The sequence below is a fragment of the Sphingomonas sp. jy18 genome, from assembly GCF_056931895.1.
In genome coordinates this window covers 382,659-396,696 of sequence record NZ_JBXPBT010000001.1, presented here as the reverse complement: position 1 = coordinate 396,696, position 14,038 = coordinate 382,659, and the positions used below count along the sequence as shown (strand labels likewise).

At 68.4% G+C, this 14,038-nt stretch carries 11 protein-coding genes; 4 read left to right on the top strand and 7 right to left on the bottom strand.

The window, feature by feature from the left end; all coding sequences use genetic code 11:
• Positions 1-22: 22 nt before the first annotated feature.
• On the bottom strand, positions 23-202 hold the full coding sequence (locus tag AC0QC4_RS01950; protein WP_483658032.1) for a PspC domain-containing protein: 180 nt from the start codon (positions 200-202) through the stop codon (positions 23-25).
• A gap of 38 nt (positions 203-240) precedes the next feature.
• Entirely contained in the window at positions 241-372 is a 132-nt protein-coding gene (locus AC0QC4_RS01945; protein ID WP_483658031.1) for a hypothetical protein, read from the bottom strand.
• Between the two features lie 310 nt (positions 373-682).
• Between AC0QC4_RS01945 and recF the strand changes: the two genes are divergently transcribed.
• The 3 genes from recF (at position 683) to AC0QC4_RS01930 (ending at position 4,737) form a co-directional block, all read left to right on the top strand.
• On the top strand, positions 683-1,789 hold the full coding sequence (gene recF / locus AC0QC4_RS01940; protein ID WP_483658030.1) for a DNA replication/repair protein RecF: 1,107 nt from the start codon (positions 683-685) through the stop codon (positions 1,787-1,789).
• Between the two features lie 77 nt (positions 1,790-1,866).
• Positions 1,867-4,044, top strand: coding sequence for a TonB-dependent receptor (locus AC0QC4_RS01935; protein WP_483658029.1), 2,178 nt, complete (start codon positions 1,867-1,869; stop codon positions 4,042-4,044).
• Positions 4,045-4,194: 150 nt separating this feature from the next.
• Positions 4,195-4,737, top strand: a complete 543-nt coding sequence (locus tag AC0QC4_RS01930) for a DUF7010 family protein (RefSeq protein ID WP_483658028.1) — start codon at positions 4,195-4,197, stop codon at positions 4,735-4,737.
• A 13-nt stretch (positions 4,738-4,750) separates the two neighbouring features.
• On the opposite strand, the gene AC0QC4_RS01925 is transcribed toward AC0QC4_RS01930, so the two are convergent.
• The 5 genes from AC0QC4_RS01925 to AC0QC4_RS01905 all read right to left on the bottom strand — a co-directional run bounded on the left by AC0QC4_RS01925 (position 4,751) and on the right by AC0QC4_RS01905 (position 10,687).
• Complete coding sequence (locus tag AC0QC4_RS01925; RefSeq protein WP_483658027.1) at positions 4,751-5,287, bottom strand: gamma carbonic anhydrase family protein; 537 nt, start codon at positions 5,285-5,287, stop codon at positions 4,751-4,753.
• Positions 5,284-7,557: a spermidine synthase gene (locus tag AC0QC4_RS01920; protein ID WP_483658026.1), complete on the bottom strand. Its 2,274-nt coding sequence runs from the start codon at positions 7,555-7,557 to the stop codon at positions 5,284-5,286. Before AC0QC4_RS01920 ends, AC0QC4_RS01925 begins: the two co-directional genes overlap by 4 nt.
• Positions 7,554-8,105, bottom strand: coding sequence for a GNAT family N-acetyltransferase (locus AC0QC4_RS01915; protein ID WP_483658025.1), 552 nt, complete (start codon positions 8,103-8,105; stop codon positions 7,554-7,556). Before AC0QC4_RS01915 ends, AC0QC4_RS01920 begins: the two co-directional genes overlap by 4 nt.
• Complete coding sequence (gene hemB, locus AC0QC4_RS01910; RefSeq protein ID WP_483658024.1) at positions 8,098-9,087, bottom strand: porphobilinogen synthase; 990 nt, start codon at positions 9,085-9,087, stop codon at positions 8,098-8,100. Before hemB ends, AC0QC4_RS01915 begins: the two co-directional genes overlap by 8 nt.
• 73 nt (positions 9,088-9,160) lie before the next feature.
• The gene (locus tag AC0QC4_RS01905; protein WP_483658023.1) at positions 9,161-10,687 is read right to left on the bottom strand and encodes a peptidoglycan DD-metalloendopeptidase family protein; all 1,527 of its coding nucleotides are present in this window, start codon (positions 10,685-10,687) and stop codon (positions 9,161-9,163) included.
• A gap of 270 nt (positions 10,688-10,957) precedes the next feature.
• On the opposite strand from AC0QC4_RS01905, the gene AC0QC4_RS01900 reads away from it, so the two are divergent.
• A complete protein-coding gene (locus tag AC0QC4_RS01900) occupies positions 10,958-14,038 on the top strand; it encodes a helicase-related protein (RefSeq protein ID WP_483658022.1) in 3,081 nt (1,026 codons plus the stop codon).

The window sequence follows — 14,038 nt, the reverse complement described above, 5'->3', positions numbered from 1 at the left end:
GGCTGGTGCTGGGCGGTCATGCTCAGTCGGCCAGCAGCGCAATGGCGAAGTAGAGCAGGATCGGCAGTCCGAAGCCCATCAGCACCGTGATGACGAAGCCGAGGCGGACCAGCAGGGCATCGACGTTGAAGCTGTTGGCGATGCCGGAGCAGACGCCGAGCAGCTTGCTGTTGCTGCGGTCGAGGGCGAAAGAACGGTTCATGGCATGTCCTGACTTTGAGTGGGTTGCGGGCAGGTGCATCAGGCGACCGACGAAGCGGCAGCAGAAGCAGCGGGAACCAGCGTCGCGGCGTAGATCATCGAGGTCGACCAGACGGCGATGGCGAGGGCGGCGGCGTAGCTGCTGACGGCGTTGAAATCGAAGCGGCTCATGGGGTATCTCCTTGGTTGGTTTTGCGTTTCTCACCGGACCATCCGGTGGATGCCAACAGCTTTGCATAGCCCGTGCCAATTGCAGTTTTCCGCCAGTTCTTGTTGCCAGACGGGGTGAAAAGGAAGCTTGCCCCAGCATGAATGACCGATAGTTGGGAAAAATTTCCGACAGTCGGTAACAATTGCGGGGTATTTCGCACTTGGCGCCTCCACAGCACAGGATCGCTAGGGAAAGACGCCATCCTCCCGGGTATGCGCCGCCGTGACGAAGGAGGTTTCGCCGGCTCGTCGCGCCTTCTACACAGGGCCGATGCATGTTGCTCGCCTGGCCCTTACCGATTTCCGCAACCATCGGCAGACGCTGGTGACCGCCGGGCCGGGGCTGGTGGCGCTGGCCGGGGCCAATGGCGCGGGCAAGACCAATATTCTCGAAGCCATTTCGCTGTTGTCCCCCGGGCGCGGACTGCGCGGCAGCCCCTTGACCGAGATGGTGCGCGATGGTGCTGCGGCGTTCGCGGTTGCGGCAAGTCTGGCCGGGGTCGATCCGTCGCTGCCGCCGGTGGAGATCGGCACGGGGGTCGATCCGCGCGCGCCGACGCGGCGCAAGCTCAGGATCAATGGCGCCGAGGCTTCGGCACTCTCGCTCAGCGAATGGTGCGCGCTGCTGTGGCTGACCCCGGCGATGGACCGGCTGTTCGTCGAAGGCGCCAGCGAGCGCCGCCGTTTCCTCGATCGCATGACATTGGCGCTCGAACCGGCGCACAGCCACCATGCCAGCCGCTACGAGGCGGCGATGCGGCAGCGCAACCGGTTGCTGGCAGGCGAAGACGCGCCCGATCCGGCCTGGCTCGATGCACTGGAAGCGCAGATGGGCGAGCATGGCGCGGCGTTGGGGGCGGCCCGGCTGCGTCTGGTGCAGGCGCTGGCGGCGGAGCTGCAATCGAGCGAAGAAACGCTGTTCGCCAAGCCGTCGATCACACTGATCGATGGCGAGGGTGCGGCGGTCGGTGCGCCCGATGCGGCGATACTGGCCGGGCAATTGCGGCGATCGCGCGGCAGCGACCAGCGTGCCGGTCGGGCGCTGGCCGGGCCGCACCGCCACGACCTGATGGTTGTCCACCGCGCCAAGCAGCAGCCGGCTGCCCGCTGTTCCACCGGTGAACAGAAGGCGCTGCTGCTGTCGCTGGTGCTCGGCCATGGCGATCTTGTCGCGCGCGCGCGGGGGCAGCGGCCGATCCTGCTGCTCGACGAGCTGGCGGCGCATCTCGATCCCGCCCGCCGCGCGGCCCTGTTCGCCCGGCTGGCCGACGGCGGTGGACAGATCTGGATGACGGGGACGGAAGCGGCGCTGTTCGCCGACATGCCCGCTGGCGCCCAGTTGCTGACGGTCGACGAGGGGCGGGTAATCGGCGATTAATTTTGCGAAGCACTCGCATTAAAGGTTGCAATTGCATTCCATTCGCAATAGCGGACAGGCCTCGGAAGGGGATGTCCATGTCGAAGTCTGCTGTTGCCAACCATCTGTCTGCCCGTGCGATTCTGTTCGCCACCGCGCTCGCCGCGCCGATGGCAGCGCATGCCACCGAAGCCGCGTTCGAGGACCAGGGCGAGCCGATCATCGTGATCGGTCGCGACGATGGCTATCGTACCATCGAAACCACCAGCGGCACCAAGACGGCAACCCCCATTCTCGATGTGCCGCAGGCGATTTCGGTGGTCACCGCCGAGCAGATTGCCGACCAGCAGATCCGCTCGGTCGCCGATCTCGTCCGCCTGACGCCCGGGCTGTCGGCCGGGCAGGGCGAGGGGCACCGCGATCAGATCACCATTCGCGGCAATAATTCCACCGCCGACTTTTTCGTCGATGGCCTGCGCGACGACGTCCAGTATTTCCGCAGCTTCTACAACATCGAGCGGGTCGAGGTGCACAAGGGGCCGAACGCGATGGTGTTCGGTCGCGGCGGCGGCGGCGGCCTGATCAACCGCATCACCAAGGGGCCGCTGGCCGATACCAGCCTCTATGCCGGGGCGCTGTCAGTCGACAGCTTCGGCTCGGCTTATGGCAGCTTCGACATCAACACGCCGCTGGCGGCCGGCACCGCGCTGCGCGTCAACGGCTTCTATGAACGGCTCGACAATCACCGCGATGCCTTCGACGGGGATCGCTATGCCATCAATCCGGTGATCGGCGCCGAACTGTCCGACCGGGTCAGCGTCCAGCTCGGCTATGAATATGTGCGCGACGAGCGGGTCATCGACCGCGGCGTGCCCTCGGCCTTCCCCGGCACGCTGGCCACCCCGGCTGGGCCGGTGCGCGGTTTCCGGGACGCCTTCTTCGGCGATGCCGATGTCAATGAAAGCGATCTCGAAGCGCATGTCGTCAGCTTCCGCGGGCGCGCCGCGCTCAGCGACAGCTTCACGCTGACCGCGCAGGCGCTCTATGGCCATTACGACAAGATCTACACCAACATCTTCCCGGCAACTGCGGTGCGCACCGCCACCAGCGGGGTCTTTGCCGGCAGCCAGGTGATCGGCATTGAAGCCTATTCGGACCCCACCCAGCGCGAAACCTTGATCGGCCAGATCAACGGCGAATGGCGCGGCTCCACCGGCGGGATCGAGCATGTGCTGCTCGTGGGCGGCGAATATACCAGCCAGGATACCGACAACCAACGGATCAACGGCTTCTGGAACGCCAATGTGCTGACCAGCGCCGGGCGCCGCACCGACATCCTGTTCCGCGATCCCGCCTCGATCCCGGCGGTGTTCTTTGTCGCCGGCCCCGCGGGCAACAGCAACCGCCAGGTGCGCAGCGAACTCGAACAATGGTCCGCTTATGTGCAGGACCAGATCAGCCTGTCCGACGCGGTCGATCTGGTGGCGGGCGTCCGCTACGACCGCTTCGACCTTGCCGTCACCAACCGCTTCACCGGCGCGACGGTCAGCCGTACCGACGATCTGTGGTCGCCGCGCGTCGGGCTGGTGGTCAAGCCGATGCCCAATGCCTCGCTCTATGCCAGCTGGACGCGTTCCTACCTGCCGCAGTCGGGGGACCAGTTCCTGTCGCTCGACGCCAGCCTCGCCAGCCTGGAGCCGGAAAAGTTCGACAATTACGAGGTCGGGGCAAAGTGGGACATCGCGCCCTCACTTACCGCCACCGTCGCGGTGTTCCGGCTCGACCGCAGCAACACCCGCGCCGCAGGGCCCGTGGCGGGCACGGTGGTGCTGACCGGCGCGCAGCGCACCTCGGGCGTCGAACTGTCGCTGGTCGGGCAGATCACCCGCCGCTGGCAGGCGAGTTTCGGCTACGCGCGGCTCGATGCCGACATCACCGCCACGACCAGTGCCGCGCCGGCCGGGCGCAGCGTCGCGCAGGTGCCGCGCGACCAGCTGACGCTGTGGAACCGCTATGACGTGTCGGATCGTATCGGCCTCGGCCTCGGCGTCTATCACCAGTCGTCGAGCTTCGCCTCGATCAGCAACGCCACCCGCTTGCCCGGCTACACCCGCGTCGACGCGGCGCTGTTCGTCGAGCTGGCCGACGGCATCGATGCCCAGGTCAATGTCGAGAACATCTTCGGCGAGGATTATTTCCCGGTCGCCCACAATGACAACAATATCTCGACCGGCGCGCCGACCAACGCGCGCCTAACCGTCCGCTTCAGCTTCTGACCGGCTCTCCCCCGGCCCCTTCCGCTGCAGCATTCCCCCCAAGACTGCAGCGGAAGGGGCCACCCATAGCGGTTTGCCGTTGAGGGATTGAAGCGGGCCCTTCGGCGGTCCAGTGTCTTCCCAGAACACAGTCTATGCGGGGGCACGGGCATGATGACGATCGAAGAGGCGCAGCGGCAGGTCCGCCACAGCTATGTCGGCGGCGCGCCCGGCGTGCTGGTGTCTGCAGCGGTATGGCTGATGGCCGCCATTGTCGAGCCGCGGAGCGGCACCGCAACCGGCTTTGCCGCCCTGTTCATCGGCGGCATGTTCATCTTTCCGCTGTCCAGCCTGGTCGTTGCCATCTTCTTTCGGGGCCGTGGCAAGGCGGCGAGCAACGGGCTGACCGGCATCGCGCTGGAAAGCACCATTGCCATGATCGGCGGGCTGCTCGTTGCGTGGCTGTTCCTGCGGCTCGACGCGCCGGAACTGGTTTTTCCGGCTGCCGCCATCGCTGTCGGCACCCATTATTTCCCGTTCAAGACGCTGTATGGCGACCGCACCTACTGGGCGCTCGCCGCCGCGATCACGCTCGCCGGGCTGGCGGGGATCTTCGTCGGCGACGTTCTGCCGCTGAGCACGGCCTTCCTCGTTGCGCTGATCGAGGCGGTGTTCGGCATCGCCATGCTGGTGCGGGCCAAGCCAGAGGCCTGAGCCGGCCGCCGCTTCAGCCGCCCAGCGCGGCGCGATGCCGTTTGCCGTTCTCGACATAATGGGCGGTGCCCATGCGCATGCCCATGATCGCTTTTTCCGGCAGATCGCGCATCTTCACCGCCGGGCGGCCGCCCCACAGTTCGCCCGCCAGCATATGTTTGCGCTCGGTCAGCATCGCGCCCGCGGCCAGCATCGCGTCGCCTTCGATGATGCACTGGTTCATGACGATGGCGCCCAGGCCGACGAAGGCCCGGTCGTGCAGGGTGCAGCCATGCACCATCGCCATGTGGCCGATCAGCACATCCTCGCCGATCAGCGTCGGTACGCCGGCGTCGCAGTGGACCACGCTGCCGTCCTGGATATTGCTGCGCGCGCCGATGACGATGCGGTCGACATCGGCGCGGATCACGCAATTGTACCAGATGCTGGCGTCTTCTCCGACGTGCACGTCACCGATCAGCCGGCAACCCGGTGCGATGAAGGCGCTGTCGGCAATCTGCGGCGATTTGCCGTCGATGGTGACCAGCGTGACATCGAGCCGATCGATCATTGTCTGAATTCCGGCAACGAGAGTAGCGGCAGCACCGAGGCATAATCGTCGGTCCACAGGCGCGGTTGCTTGGCGTCGCTCAGCGGGCGCCACTGGCCGCGGCCGTTCGGCACCGCTTCGGTGGCTACTGCCAGCCGGTCGAGCGCCGACTGGTCGCGAGCCATTGCCACCCAGATCGACCCGGTGCGCGCCAGCAGCTCGTCATTGGCGTCGGGCGCATCGTCCCGCACCATGGCGTGCCAGCCTGCCTGCAGTTCGAAGGCGCGCAACACCGGCTCGAGATCGACATAGCGGTTGGAGATATGCACCAGCGCGATGCCTTCCGGCTGCAAGGCACGGGCGTAGACGTCGAACGCCTCACGGGTCAGCAGGTGTAGCGGGATGGCGTCCGACGAGAAGGCGTCGACCGCCAGCAGGTCGAGGCTGCCCGCAGGTATTTCCTGCAGGCGGATGCGCGCATCACCGATCAGGATCGGCACATTGGGCGCGCAGTCAGGCACGAAGCGGAAAGTGCCCGAATCGCGGGAGATATGCACCATCGCCGGATCGATCTCGAAGATGGTCCAGCGCTGGCCCGGCACCCGGTAGCAGGCGAGCGTGCCGGTGCCGAGGCCGACCACGCCAATCGACGCATCCGCCCCGTAGAGCTGCCCGGCGCGCTGGAAGGCGAGGCCGACCCCGCTGTTGGGGCCATAATAGCTGGTCGGCGTCTTCGTGAGGCCGGGGGTCTGCAACTGGGTGCCGTGCAGGGTCGTGCCATGCGCCAGCGTGCGGGTGTTGAGCAACGGATTTTCGCGGACCGTGTAGATGCCGAAATAGCTGCGCGTACGTGCGCCATCCAGGCTGGTCTGCAGCGTCTGCAGCCCGCCGATGCCCATCATCAGCGCCAGCAGCGTGCCGATGAACGACAGCCGCCAGCCGATGCCGACGATGCCGATCAGCACCAGCGCGGCAATCGCCAGCTGCATCGGCCTGTCGAGCTGGAAGCCGGCCCAGTTCTTGGTCATCCACCAGCTGATCAGCGCTGCGAGCAGCAGCAGGAACAGGCTGACGATGCGCTGCCATTGCCGGTCGAGCCGCAGCCAGTCGGCAATCGGGATCAGCGCCGGCAGGGGCAGCAGCAGCGCTGCGGCGATCACCAGCAGCGGATGCTCATAGGCCCAGTCGAACAGCAGCGGGGCGATCAGCGCGCAGAACAGCCCGCCCAGTGCGCCGCCGACCGCCATGATCAGGTAGAAGAAGGTCAACCGGTCCGCCTCCGGCCGCAGGCGATAGAGGCGCGCGTGCAGCGAGATGGCGACGGTGAACAGCATCAGCAGGCTGCTCGCGGCAATCGCCACGCCGGCCCCGCCGCCGCTCATCAGTGCCAGGCCCCCGGCCAACAGCACCATCGGCGGCGCCAGCAGCGTGAAAAAGTCGGCGAGCCGGCGATTGTCGGCAAAGGCGATGCTGAAGCTCAGCAGATAGAGGCCGAGCGGGATGGCCCACATCAGGGGCATCGCCATGATGTCGGTGGTGAGGTGGGTGGTGGTCGACAGCATCAGGCCCGAAGGCACCGCCGACAATGCGATCCACAGCAGCACCCGCCGCATCGGCACCGGTGCGGAGGTCGGTGCCGCAGCCGGAGCGGCCGCACGGCCGCCGCTGGCGCGCACCGAGGCGACACCGCAGGCGAACACCAGCGCCACCAGCGCCAGATACAGCGCGCTCCACCCCCAGCTCTGGGTGAACAGGTTGAGGTTGGGCTCGACGATCAGCGGATAGGCGATCAGGCCGCCGAAGCTGCCGAGGTTCGACGCCGCATAGAGCGCATAGGGGTTGGCATCGGGCGCGCTGACCGAAAACCAGCGCTGCATCAGCGGTGCCTGCGCCGACACCGCGAACAGCAGCGGCCCGATCGAGGCCAGCAGCAGCAGCGGCACGAACAGGAACACCTGGTCGTCGGAAGGCGGCGTCAGGCTGGCCAGGCCGACCGGCAGGAACAACATGGCGACGACCAGCAGGCCGCCGTGCAGGATCAACTGCCGTTGCTGGCTGAAACGGCCCAGCCAGTGCGCCCAGGCATAACCGCCCAGCAGCAGCGCCTGATAGACCAGCATTGCGCTGTTCCACACCGCCGGTGCCCCGCCAAGCTTGGGCAGCGCCATGCGCGCCACCATCGGCTGCACCAGGAACAGAAGGAAGGACCCGACCAATATGGTCAGGGTGAACAGCCAGCGCGGTGCCGCCCCCCCGGCGGTCGCAGTGCTGTCGGCGGTTGTCGCTGTCATTGGGTCCAGTCCTCTTGGTCGATCTTGTAGACGATATGGTCGGAAAGTTCGGGCGCATAGCCTTCGATACGGTGGTCGAGCGACGCGGCGCGAGTCATGCCCAGCTTCTGCATCAGGCCCCATGAGGCGGCATTGCCGCGCACTGTGAAGGCGACGATGCGGTCCAGGCCGAGCGCACCGAAACCCTGTGTCAGGCTGGCCTCCGCTGCCTCGCGGGCGTAGCCATGGCCCCACGCGTCCTCGCGCAGCCGCCAGCCGATCTCGGTCATGCCGTCGACCGGCGTGCCCGGCCGTTCGCAGCGAAACAGCCCGCAGAAGCCCAACAAGGCGCGGTCTTCGCGCCGCTCGACGATCCAGAAGCAATAGCCATGCGCCGCCTGGCAGGCGGTCATCCGCTCGTAGATGCGGCGGTACAGCGCTTCGTCCCCCACGCCGCCCAGCCAGCGCATCACCGCAGGCGTGTTGAGGTGCGCCATGAACGGGGCGATGTCGCCCTCGTCCCACGTGCGCAGGGTCAGCCGCTGGGTCTCGACGATGGTCTCAGCCATTGATGAGGCGTGCGGCGTGGGCCGCATGATAGGTCCATACGCCGGTGCATCCGGCGCGCTTGAAGCTGGTCAATGTTTCCAGCACCAGCGCGTCGCGATCGCCCATGCCGGCGGCTGCGGCCGCCTCGATCATCGCATATTCGCCGGACACCTGATAGGCGAACACCGGCACGCCGAACGCGTCCTTCACGCTGCGCACGATGTCGAGATAGGGCATGCCCGGCTTGACGATGACGCTGTCCGCGCCTTCGGCCAGATCCTGCTCCACCTCGCGCAACGCTTCCTCGGCATTGGCCGGGTCCATCTGGTAGCTGCGCTTGTCGCCCTTCAGCAGACCGCGCGAGCCGACCGCATCGCGGAACGGGCCATAGAAGGCGCTCGCATATTTTGCGGCATAGCTCATGATCTGCACATCGCTGCGGCCATCACTTTCCAGCGCGGCACGGATCGCGGCAATGCGGCCATCCATCATGTCCGACGGCGCGACGATGTCGGCGCCGGCGCGCGCCAAGACCAGCGCCTGCTGCGCCAGCACCTCGACGGTCGGATCGTTCAGCACGATGTTGTGTGCATCGACCAGCCCGTCCTGCCCGTGGCTGGTATAGGGGTCGAGCGCGACGTCGGCGATCACGCCGATCCGGTCGCCCAGCGCATCCTTGATCGCGGCGATCGCGGTGCAGGCGAGGTTGCCGGGATTGAGCCCCTCGGCACCATTGTCGCTGCGCAGCTCGGGCGGTGTGTTGGGGAACAGCGCCACCGCCGGGATGCCAAGCGCCACCGCTTCGCGCGCGCGCTCGACAATTGCGGCCACCGGCCAGCGGCTGACGCCTGGCAGCGTGGGGATGGGCTGCGCCTCGTCGCCGGAGGTGACGAACAGCGGCCAGATCAGGTCGGCCGGGGTCACCCGATGCTCGCGGAACAGGTCGCGGCTCCACCCGGTCATCCGGGTGCGGCGCAGGCGGGTGGAAGGATAAGCGCTCATTACGCTGTCGCTATTGCCCATGCGCGGCGTCGCGGCAAGCGTCGGCCGGCGATGCGTGCGGCTACAGCCTTGTTCAACGCCCGGGTCCGCTGCGCACCGGGGCGGCAAGCGCCGCACCGACCGGTACCCGGTCCATCTCGGCCAGGCGCGCGCGGAAGGCGGCGAGCTCTCTACCTTCGAGCACCGCGCGCGAGGCAAAGCTGACCGACGCGGGATTGACCGCAGTGCCGTTGCGATAGACCTCGTAATGGAGGTGCGGGCCGGTCGACAGGCCGGTCGATCCGACATAGCCGACGATCTGTCCCTGCCGCACGCGCTGGCCGGGGGACACGGCGATGCGGCTCATGTGGAGGTAGCCGGTGCCCAGATTGCCGCCGTGCGACAGCTTGACGGTGCGGCCGCCGCCGCCGCGCCAGCCGGCGAATTCCACCGTGCCGTCCATCGCCGCATAGATCGGCGATCCGTGCGGCGCGGCGATGTCCACGCCCCAGTGCATCCGGCGATAGCCAAGGATCGGATGGACGCGCATGCCGAAGCCCGAACTCAACCGGCCATTGGCTGGCCAGGCCAGGCGACTGCGCTGCTGGCCGACGCCCGATGCCTCATACCATTGCCGTTGGCCGTCGATGGTCCAGGGCAGCATGCGCAGGCGCGGCCGACCATCGCGATAGAGCGCGGCATAGATCAGGTCGCCGACCTCGGTCTCGCCGGTCTCGGCACGGCGATGGGCGACGATGATGTCGAATTCGTCGGTGGCGCGCAGCTCGCGCACCGGCATCTGCCCGGCGATGGTCCTGAGGTAGCTCTGGACGGCGCTGGCCGGGGCGCCCGCGGCGCGCGCGGCGCGATACAGGCCGTTGCCGCCCACCCGCCCGCGGACACGCAGCGGCGTGTCGTCGATGGCGATGCGGATCCGGTCCATCGACAGGCCGTCGCCGGCCCGGGCGATTTCCAGCTTGAGATCGAGCGCGGCGCGGAATGCCAGGCTCTCCAGCGGGCGCGGATCGGTGCGTTTGGCGCGGCGACCCAGCACGATGTCGAGCTTGGTGCCGGCCGGGATGCTGCTCAGCGGCACTGCATCGCCAACCATTGCCGCGACGCGTGCCGCTTCCCCGCCACCGACGCCGGAGCGTTCGAGCAGCCGCGCGAAACTGTCGCCCTGGCCCAGCGTCGCGGTCAGCTCGACGCGCGGTCGCTCGGGGGCGAAGGCGAGCGGCTGGACGGCATCGGTGGGCGCCATGCGGCGGCCGGTGTCGGCCCCCCACGCCAGCGGCGTGATCGCCTGCGCGCGGACATACTGCTGGTCGCCTTCGTTGAATGGCGCGGCCATCGCCTCGACCGGGCGGATGCCGGGCCACAATGCAAAGGCGGTGCCGCACAGCAGCGCCAGCGTGCCGACCCCGCGCCACCAGGTGCGCGATCCGATGTCGCGGGCAAGATCCGGTGCCCAGTCGACATCGGCGAGGGCGGCCAGCCGGTCGGACCAGCCATGCGATGGCGCAGCTTCGGGAACCGGGGGCAATGCGTGCGCCAGCGACAGCGCCGCCACCCCGGCTTCGGTCCGGTCGCGCGGCAGATCGGTCTTTGCGGTACGAAACACCAGCGGCCCCCCCAGGCGCTGCGGCGCGGCACGGATGAGGATGTGCCGAGGCGCAACGCCGGATTTTCGGTCATGGTCCTAGGCAGGCACTGGTTAATGTCAATTTAAGTCGCGGGCCCGGCTCGATTTGTGGCGACCATCGCTTCGGTTTTCGCGACGAACCGCTGCAAACTGTGGCCTGCTTGCGGCGAACCGTTCATCGCGTCTGTCCCATCGCGGACGAGGAAAAGGCTTGCCCGCGGTTCAGCCAGCGGCAAGGGAGTGAGCATAATGTCGCACTTCACCCGTTCGCCGCTTTCGGCAGTCCTTGGTCCCACCAACACCGGCAAGACGCATCTCGCGGTCGAGCGCATGCTCGGCCATTCCAGCGGGATGATGGGCTTTCCGCTGCGGCTTCTGGCCCGCGAAGTCTATGATCGGGTGGTCGCCGCGCGCGGCGCGCAATCGGTGGCGCTGGTCACCGGGGAAGAGCGCATCTGGCCCGAATCCGCCCGCTATTTGCTCTGCACCGCCGAAGCGATGCCGCTCGGCGCCCAAGTCCGCGACAGCAAGGGCGCGGAAGGGCCGCGCGATGTCGCTTTCGTCGCGCTCGACGAGGCGCAGATCGGGCAGGACCGTGAACGCGGCCATGTCTTCACCTCGCGCCTGCTGCACGCGCGCGGCCGCGAAGAAACCATGATCCTGGGCAGCGCGGCGCTGACCCCGGTCGTCCGTCACCTGCTGCCGACGGCGGACATCATCGGCCGCCCGCGCTTTTCCACCCTGTCCTATGCCGGGCCGAAGAAACTGTCGCGACTGCCCCCGCGCTCGGTGATCGTCGCCTTCTCGGCCGAGGAAGTCTATGCGATCGCAGAGGCGCTGCGCCGTTTCTCCGGCGGCGCGGCGGTGGTGATGGGGGCACTGTCCCCGCGCACCCGCAACGCCCAGGTGGCGATGTTCCAGGCCGGTGAGGTCGATTATCTGGTGGCCACCGATGCCGTCGGCATGGGCCTCAACCTCGATGTCGCGCATGTCGCCTTCGCCAGCCTCTCCAAGTTCGACGGCACCCGCCAGCGCCGCCTGACCGTGGCCGAGATGGCGCAGATCGCCGGCCGCGCCGGCCGTCATCAGCGCGACGGCACCTTCGGCTCGATCGGCAGCGAAGCCGCTTTCACCGACGAGGAGGTCGAAGCGATCACCGAACATCGCTTCCCGCCGCTCGACTGGCTCTATTGGCGCAACCCCGATCCGGCGATGGATAGCGTCGCCGCGCTGATCGCCGCGCTCGAAGCGCCTCCGCCCGATGCGATGCTGCGCGCCGCACCGGAATCGACCGACCTTGCCGTGCTGCGCCGGCTGGAAGGCGACGCCGAGGCGATGGCGCTGGTGGCGGGCAGGGACAGCGTCCGTCGCCTGTGGTCGGCGGCATCGCTGCCCGATTTCACCAAGGCGGGGCCGGAGGCGCACGGCCGCCTGGTCGCGCGGCTGTGGCGCGATCTTGGCCAGGGCAACGGCCATATCGATGACGACTGGTTCGCCCGCCAGCTCGCCGAGCTCGACAAGCCCGAAGGCACGGTCGAGGCGATCGGGGATCGCATCGCCAAGGTGCGGACCTGGTGCTACATCGCCCACCGTCCGGACTGGCTGGCCGAGCCCGAGGCGATGGCGGAGGCCGCGCGCGCGGTCGAGACCCGCCTGTCCGACGCGCTGCACAATGCGCTGACCGCCCGCTTCGTCGACCGCCGCACCACCGTGCTGCTGCGCAGCCTCGGGCAGGGCGCAGGCAGCCTGCCCGTGCAAGTCGACGCAGATGGCGCGGTGCGCGTCGATGGCGAAGTGATCGGCCATCTCGAAGGCTTCGCTTTCCGGGTCGATCCGGCGGCGCGCGCCAGCGATCGCAAGATGCTGCTCGCGGCCGCCGAACGGCATCTGGCGGTAGAGCTGGCCGGGCGCGCCAGCGCGCTCGCCGGTGCCGCCGATGCGGAACTGACGTTGCAGGTGGAAGGCGATGGCCCGCCCGAGCTGCACTGGCAGGGACGCAAGATCGGCGCGCTCGAACGCGGCCGCACCCGCCTGGCGCCGCGCATCGGGCTCGATCCCGCGATTGCCGCGCTCGATCCGGCCATCGTCGCCGCGGTCATCGCCCGGCTCAAATCGTGGATCGATTCGCGCGCGGCCGAACATATCCGCCCGCTGCTGGCCATCGCCGCCCGCGCCCGCGATCCCGAGGCGACACCGGCGATCCGCGCGGTGCTGGCGGGGCTTGCCGAACATTATGGCTGCATCGCGCGCAACGATGTCGACAGCTCGCTGGCTGGCATGGACCCCGCCCAGCGGGACGAACTGCGCGCGCTCGGCATCAAGGTCGGCTCGCTCGACGTCTATCATGGGCTGCTTCTCAAGCCGGGGGCATTGCGCTGGATTGCCGCGCTCGACGGCGCCTGGCGTGGCGCGTCGGTGCCACCGCTGCCGCAACCGGGCATCAACCTGATCGCGGCGACCGGGGACGAGCCGCCGGTGACCATCGGTTTCCGCAGGGTCGGCGATTTCTGGCTGCGGGTCGATCTCGCCGAACGCGTCGCCCTGCATCTGCACGGGGTGCGCCGTGCCACCGCCCAGCCGGCGCCGCGCTCCAAGCGGTCACGTGCTGGCGCAGCCGCTGCGTCGCCCGCCGCCGCAGTGGAACCCGCCGCTCCCGCTGGCGAGGCCGAAGCGCCGCCTGCTACTGCGGAAGCGCCCGCCACCGAAGCACCTGCGGCGGCAACGCCTGCGGCTGAATCGCCTGCTCCCAAAGCAGCTGCACCCGAAGCAGCCGCAACCGAAGCCGAAGCGCCCGAACCCGCCGCACCCCAAGCGGCCACCCCCGAGGCACCGGCACCGGAAGGCGCCTTCCGCATCGACCCCGAACTGGCCCGCTCGATCGGCCTGCCGCTGGCCGACCGGATGAAGCTGTACCGCATGCTCGGTTTCCGCACGGTCACCCCGCCACGCGACGTGACCATCGAGGAAGAGGCCGGCCTGTGGTGGACCTGGCGGGGCAGGGACAAGGGCCCGCGCCAGCCGCAGGGCCGCCGTGGTCCGCCGCGCGCCGGTCAGGGTCGCGACGGTGCGCCCGGCAAGCCCGCGTTTCGCAAGCCGGCGGCGGCAGCGCCCGATCAGCCGCGGCCTGAAGGCGCTCGTCCGGGCAATCGCTATCAGGCCAAGAATGCCGGAAAGCAGCGCGACGAGCGGCGTCGGGGCGATGGTGACGGCAAGGGCCGGCGCGTCGGGCGGGACGGCGGGCGCGACGGGGGCAGCGCCGGCGGCCAGTCCGCACGCCCCATCAACAATCCTTTCGGCAGCCTCGCCGATCTGTTCGGCAAGGACAAATAG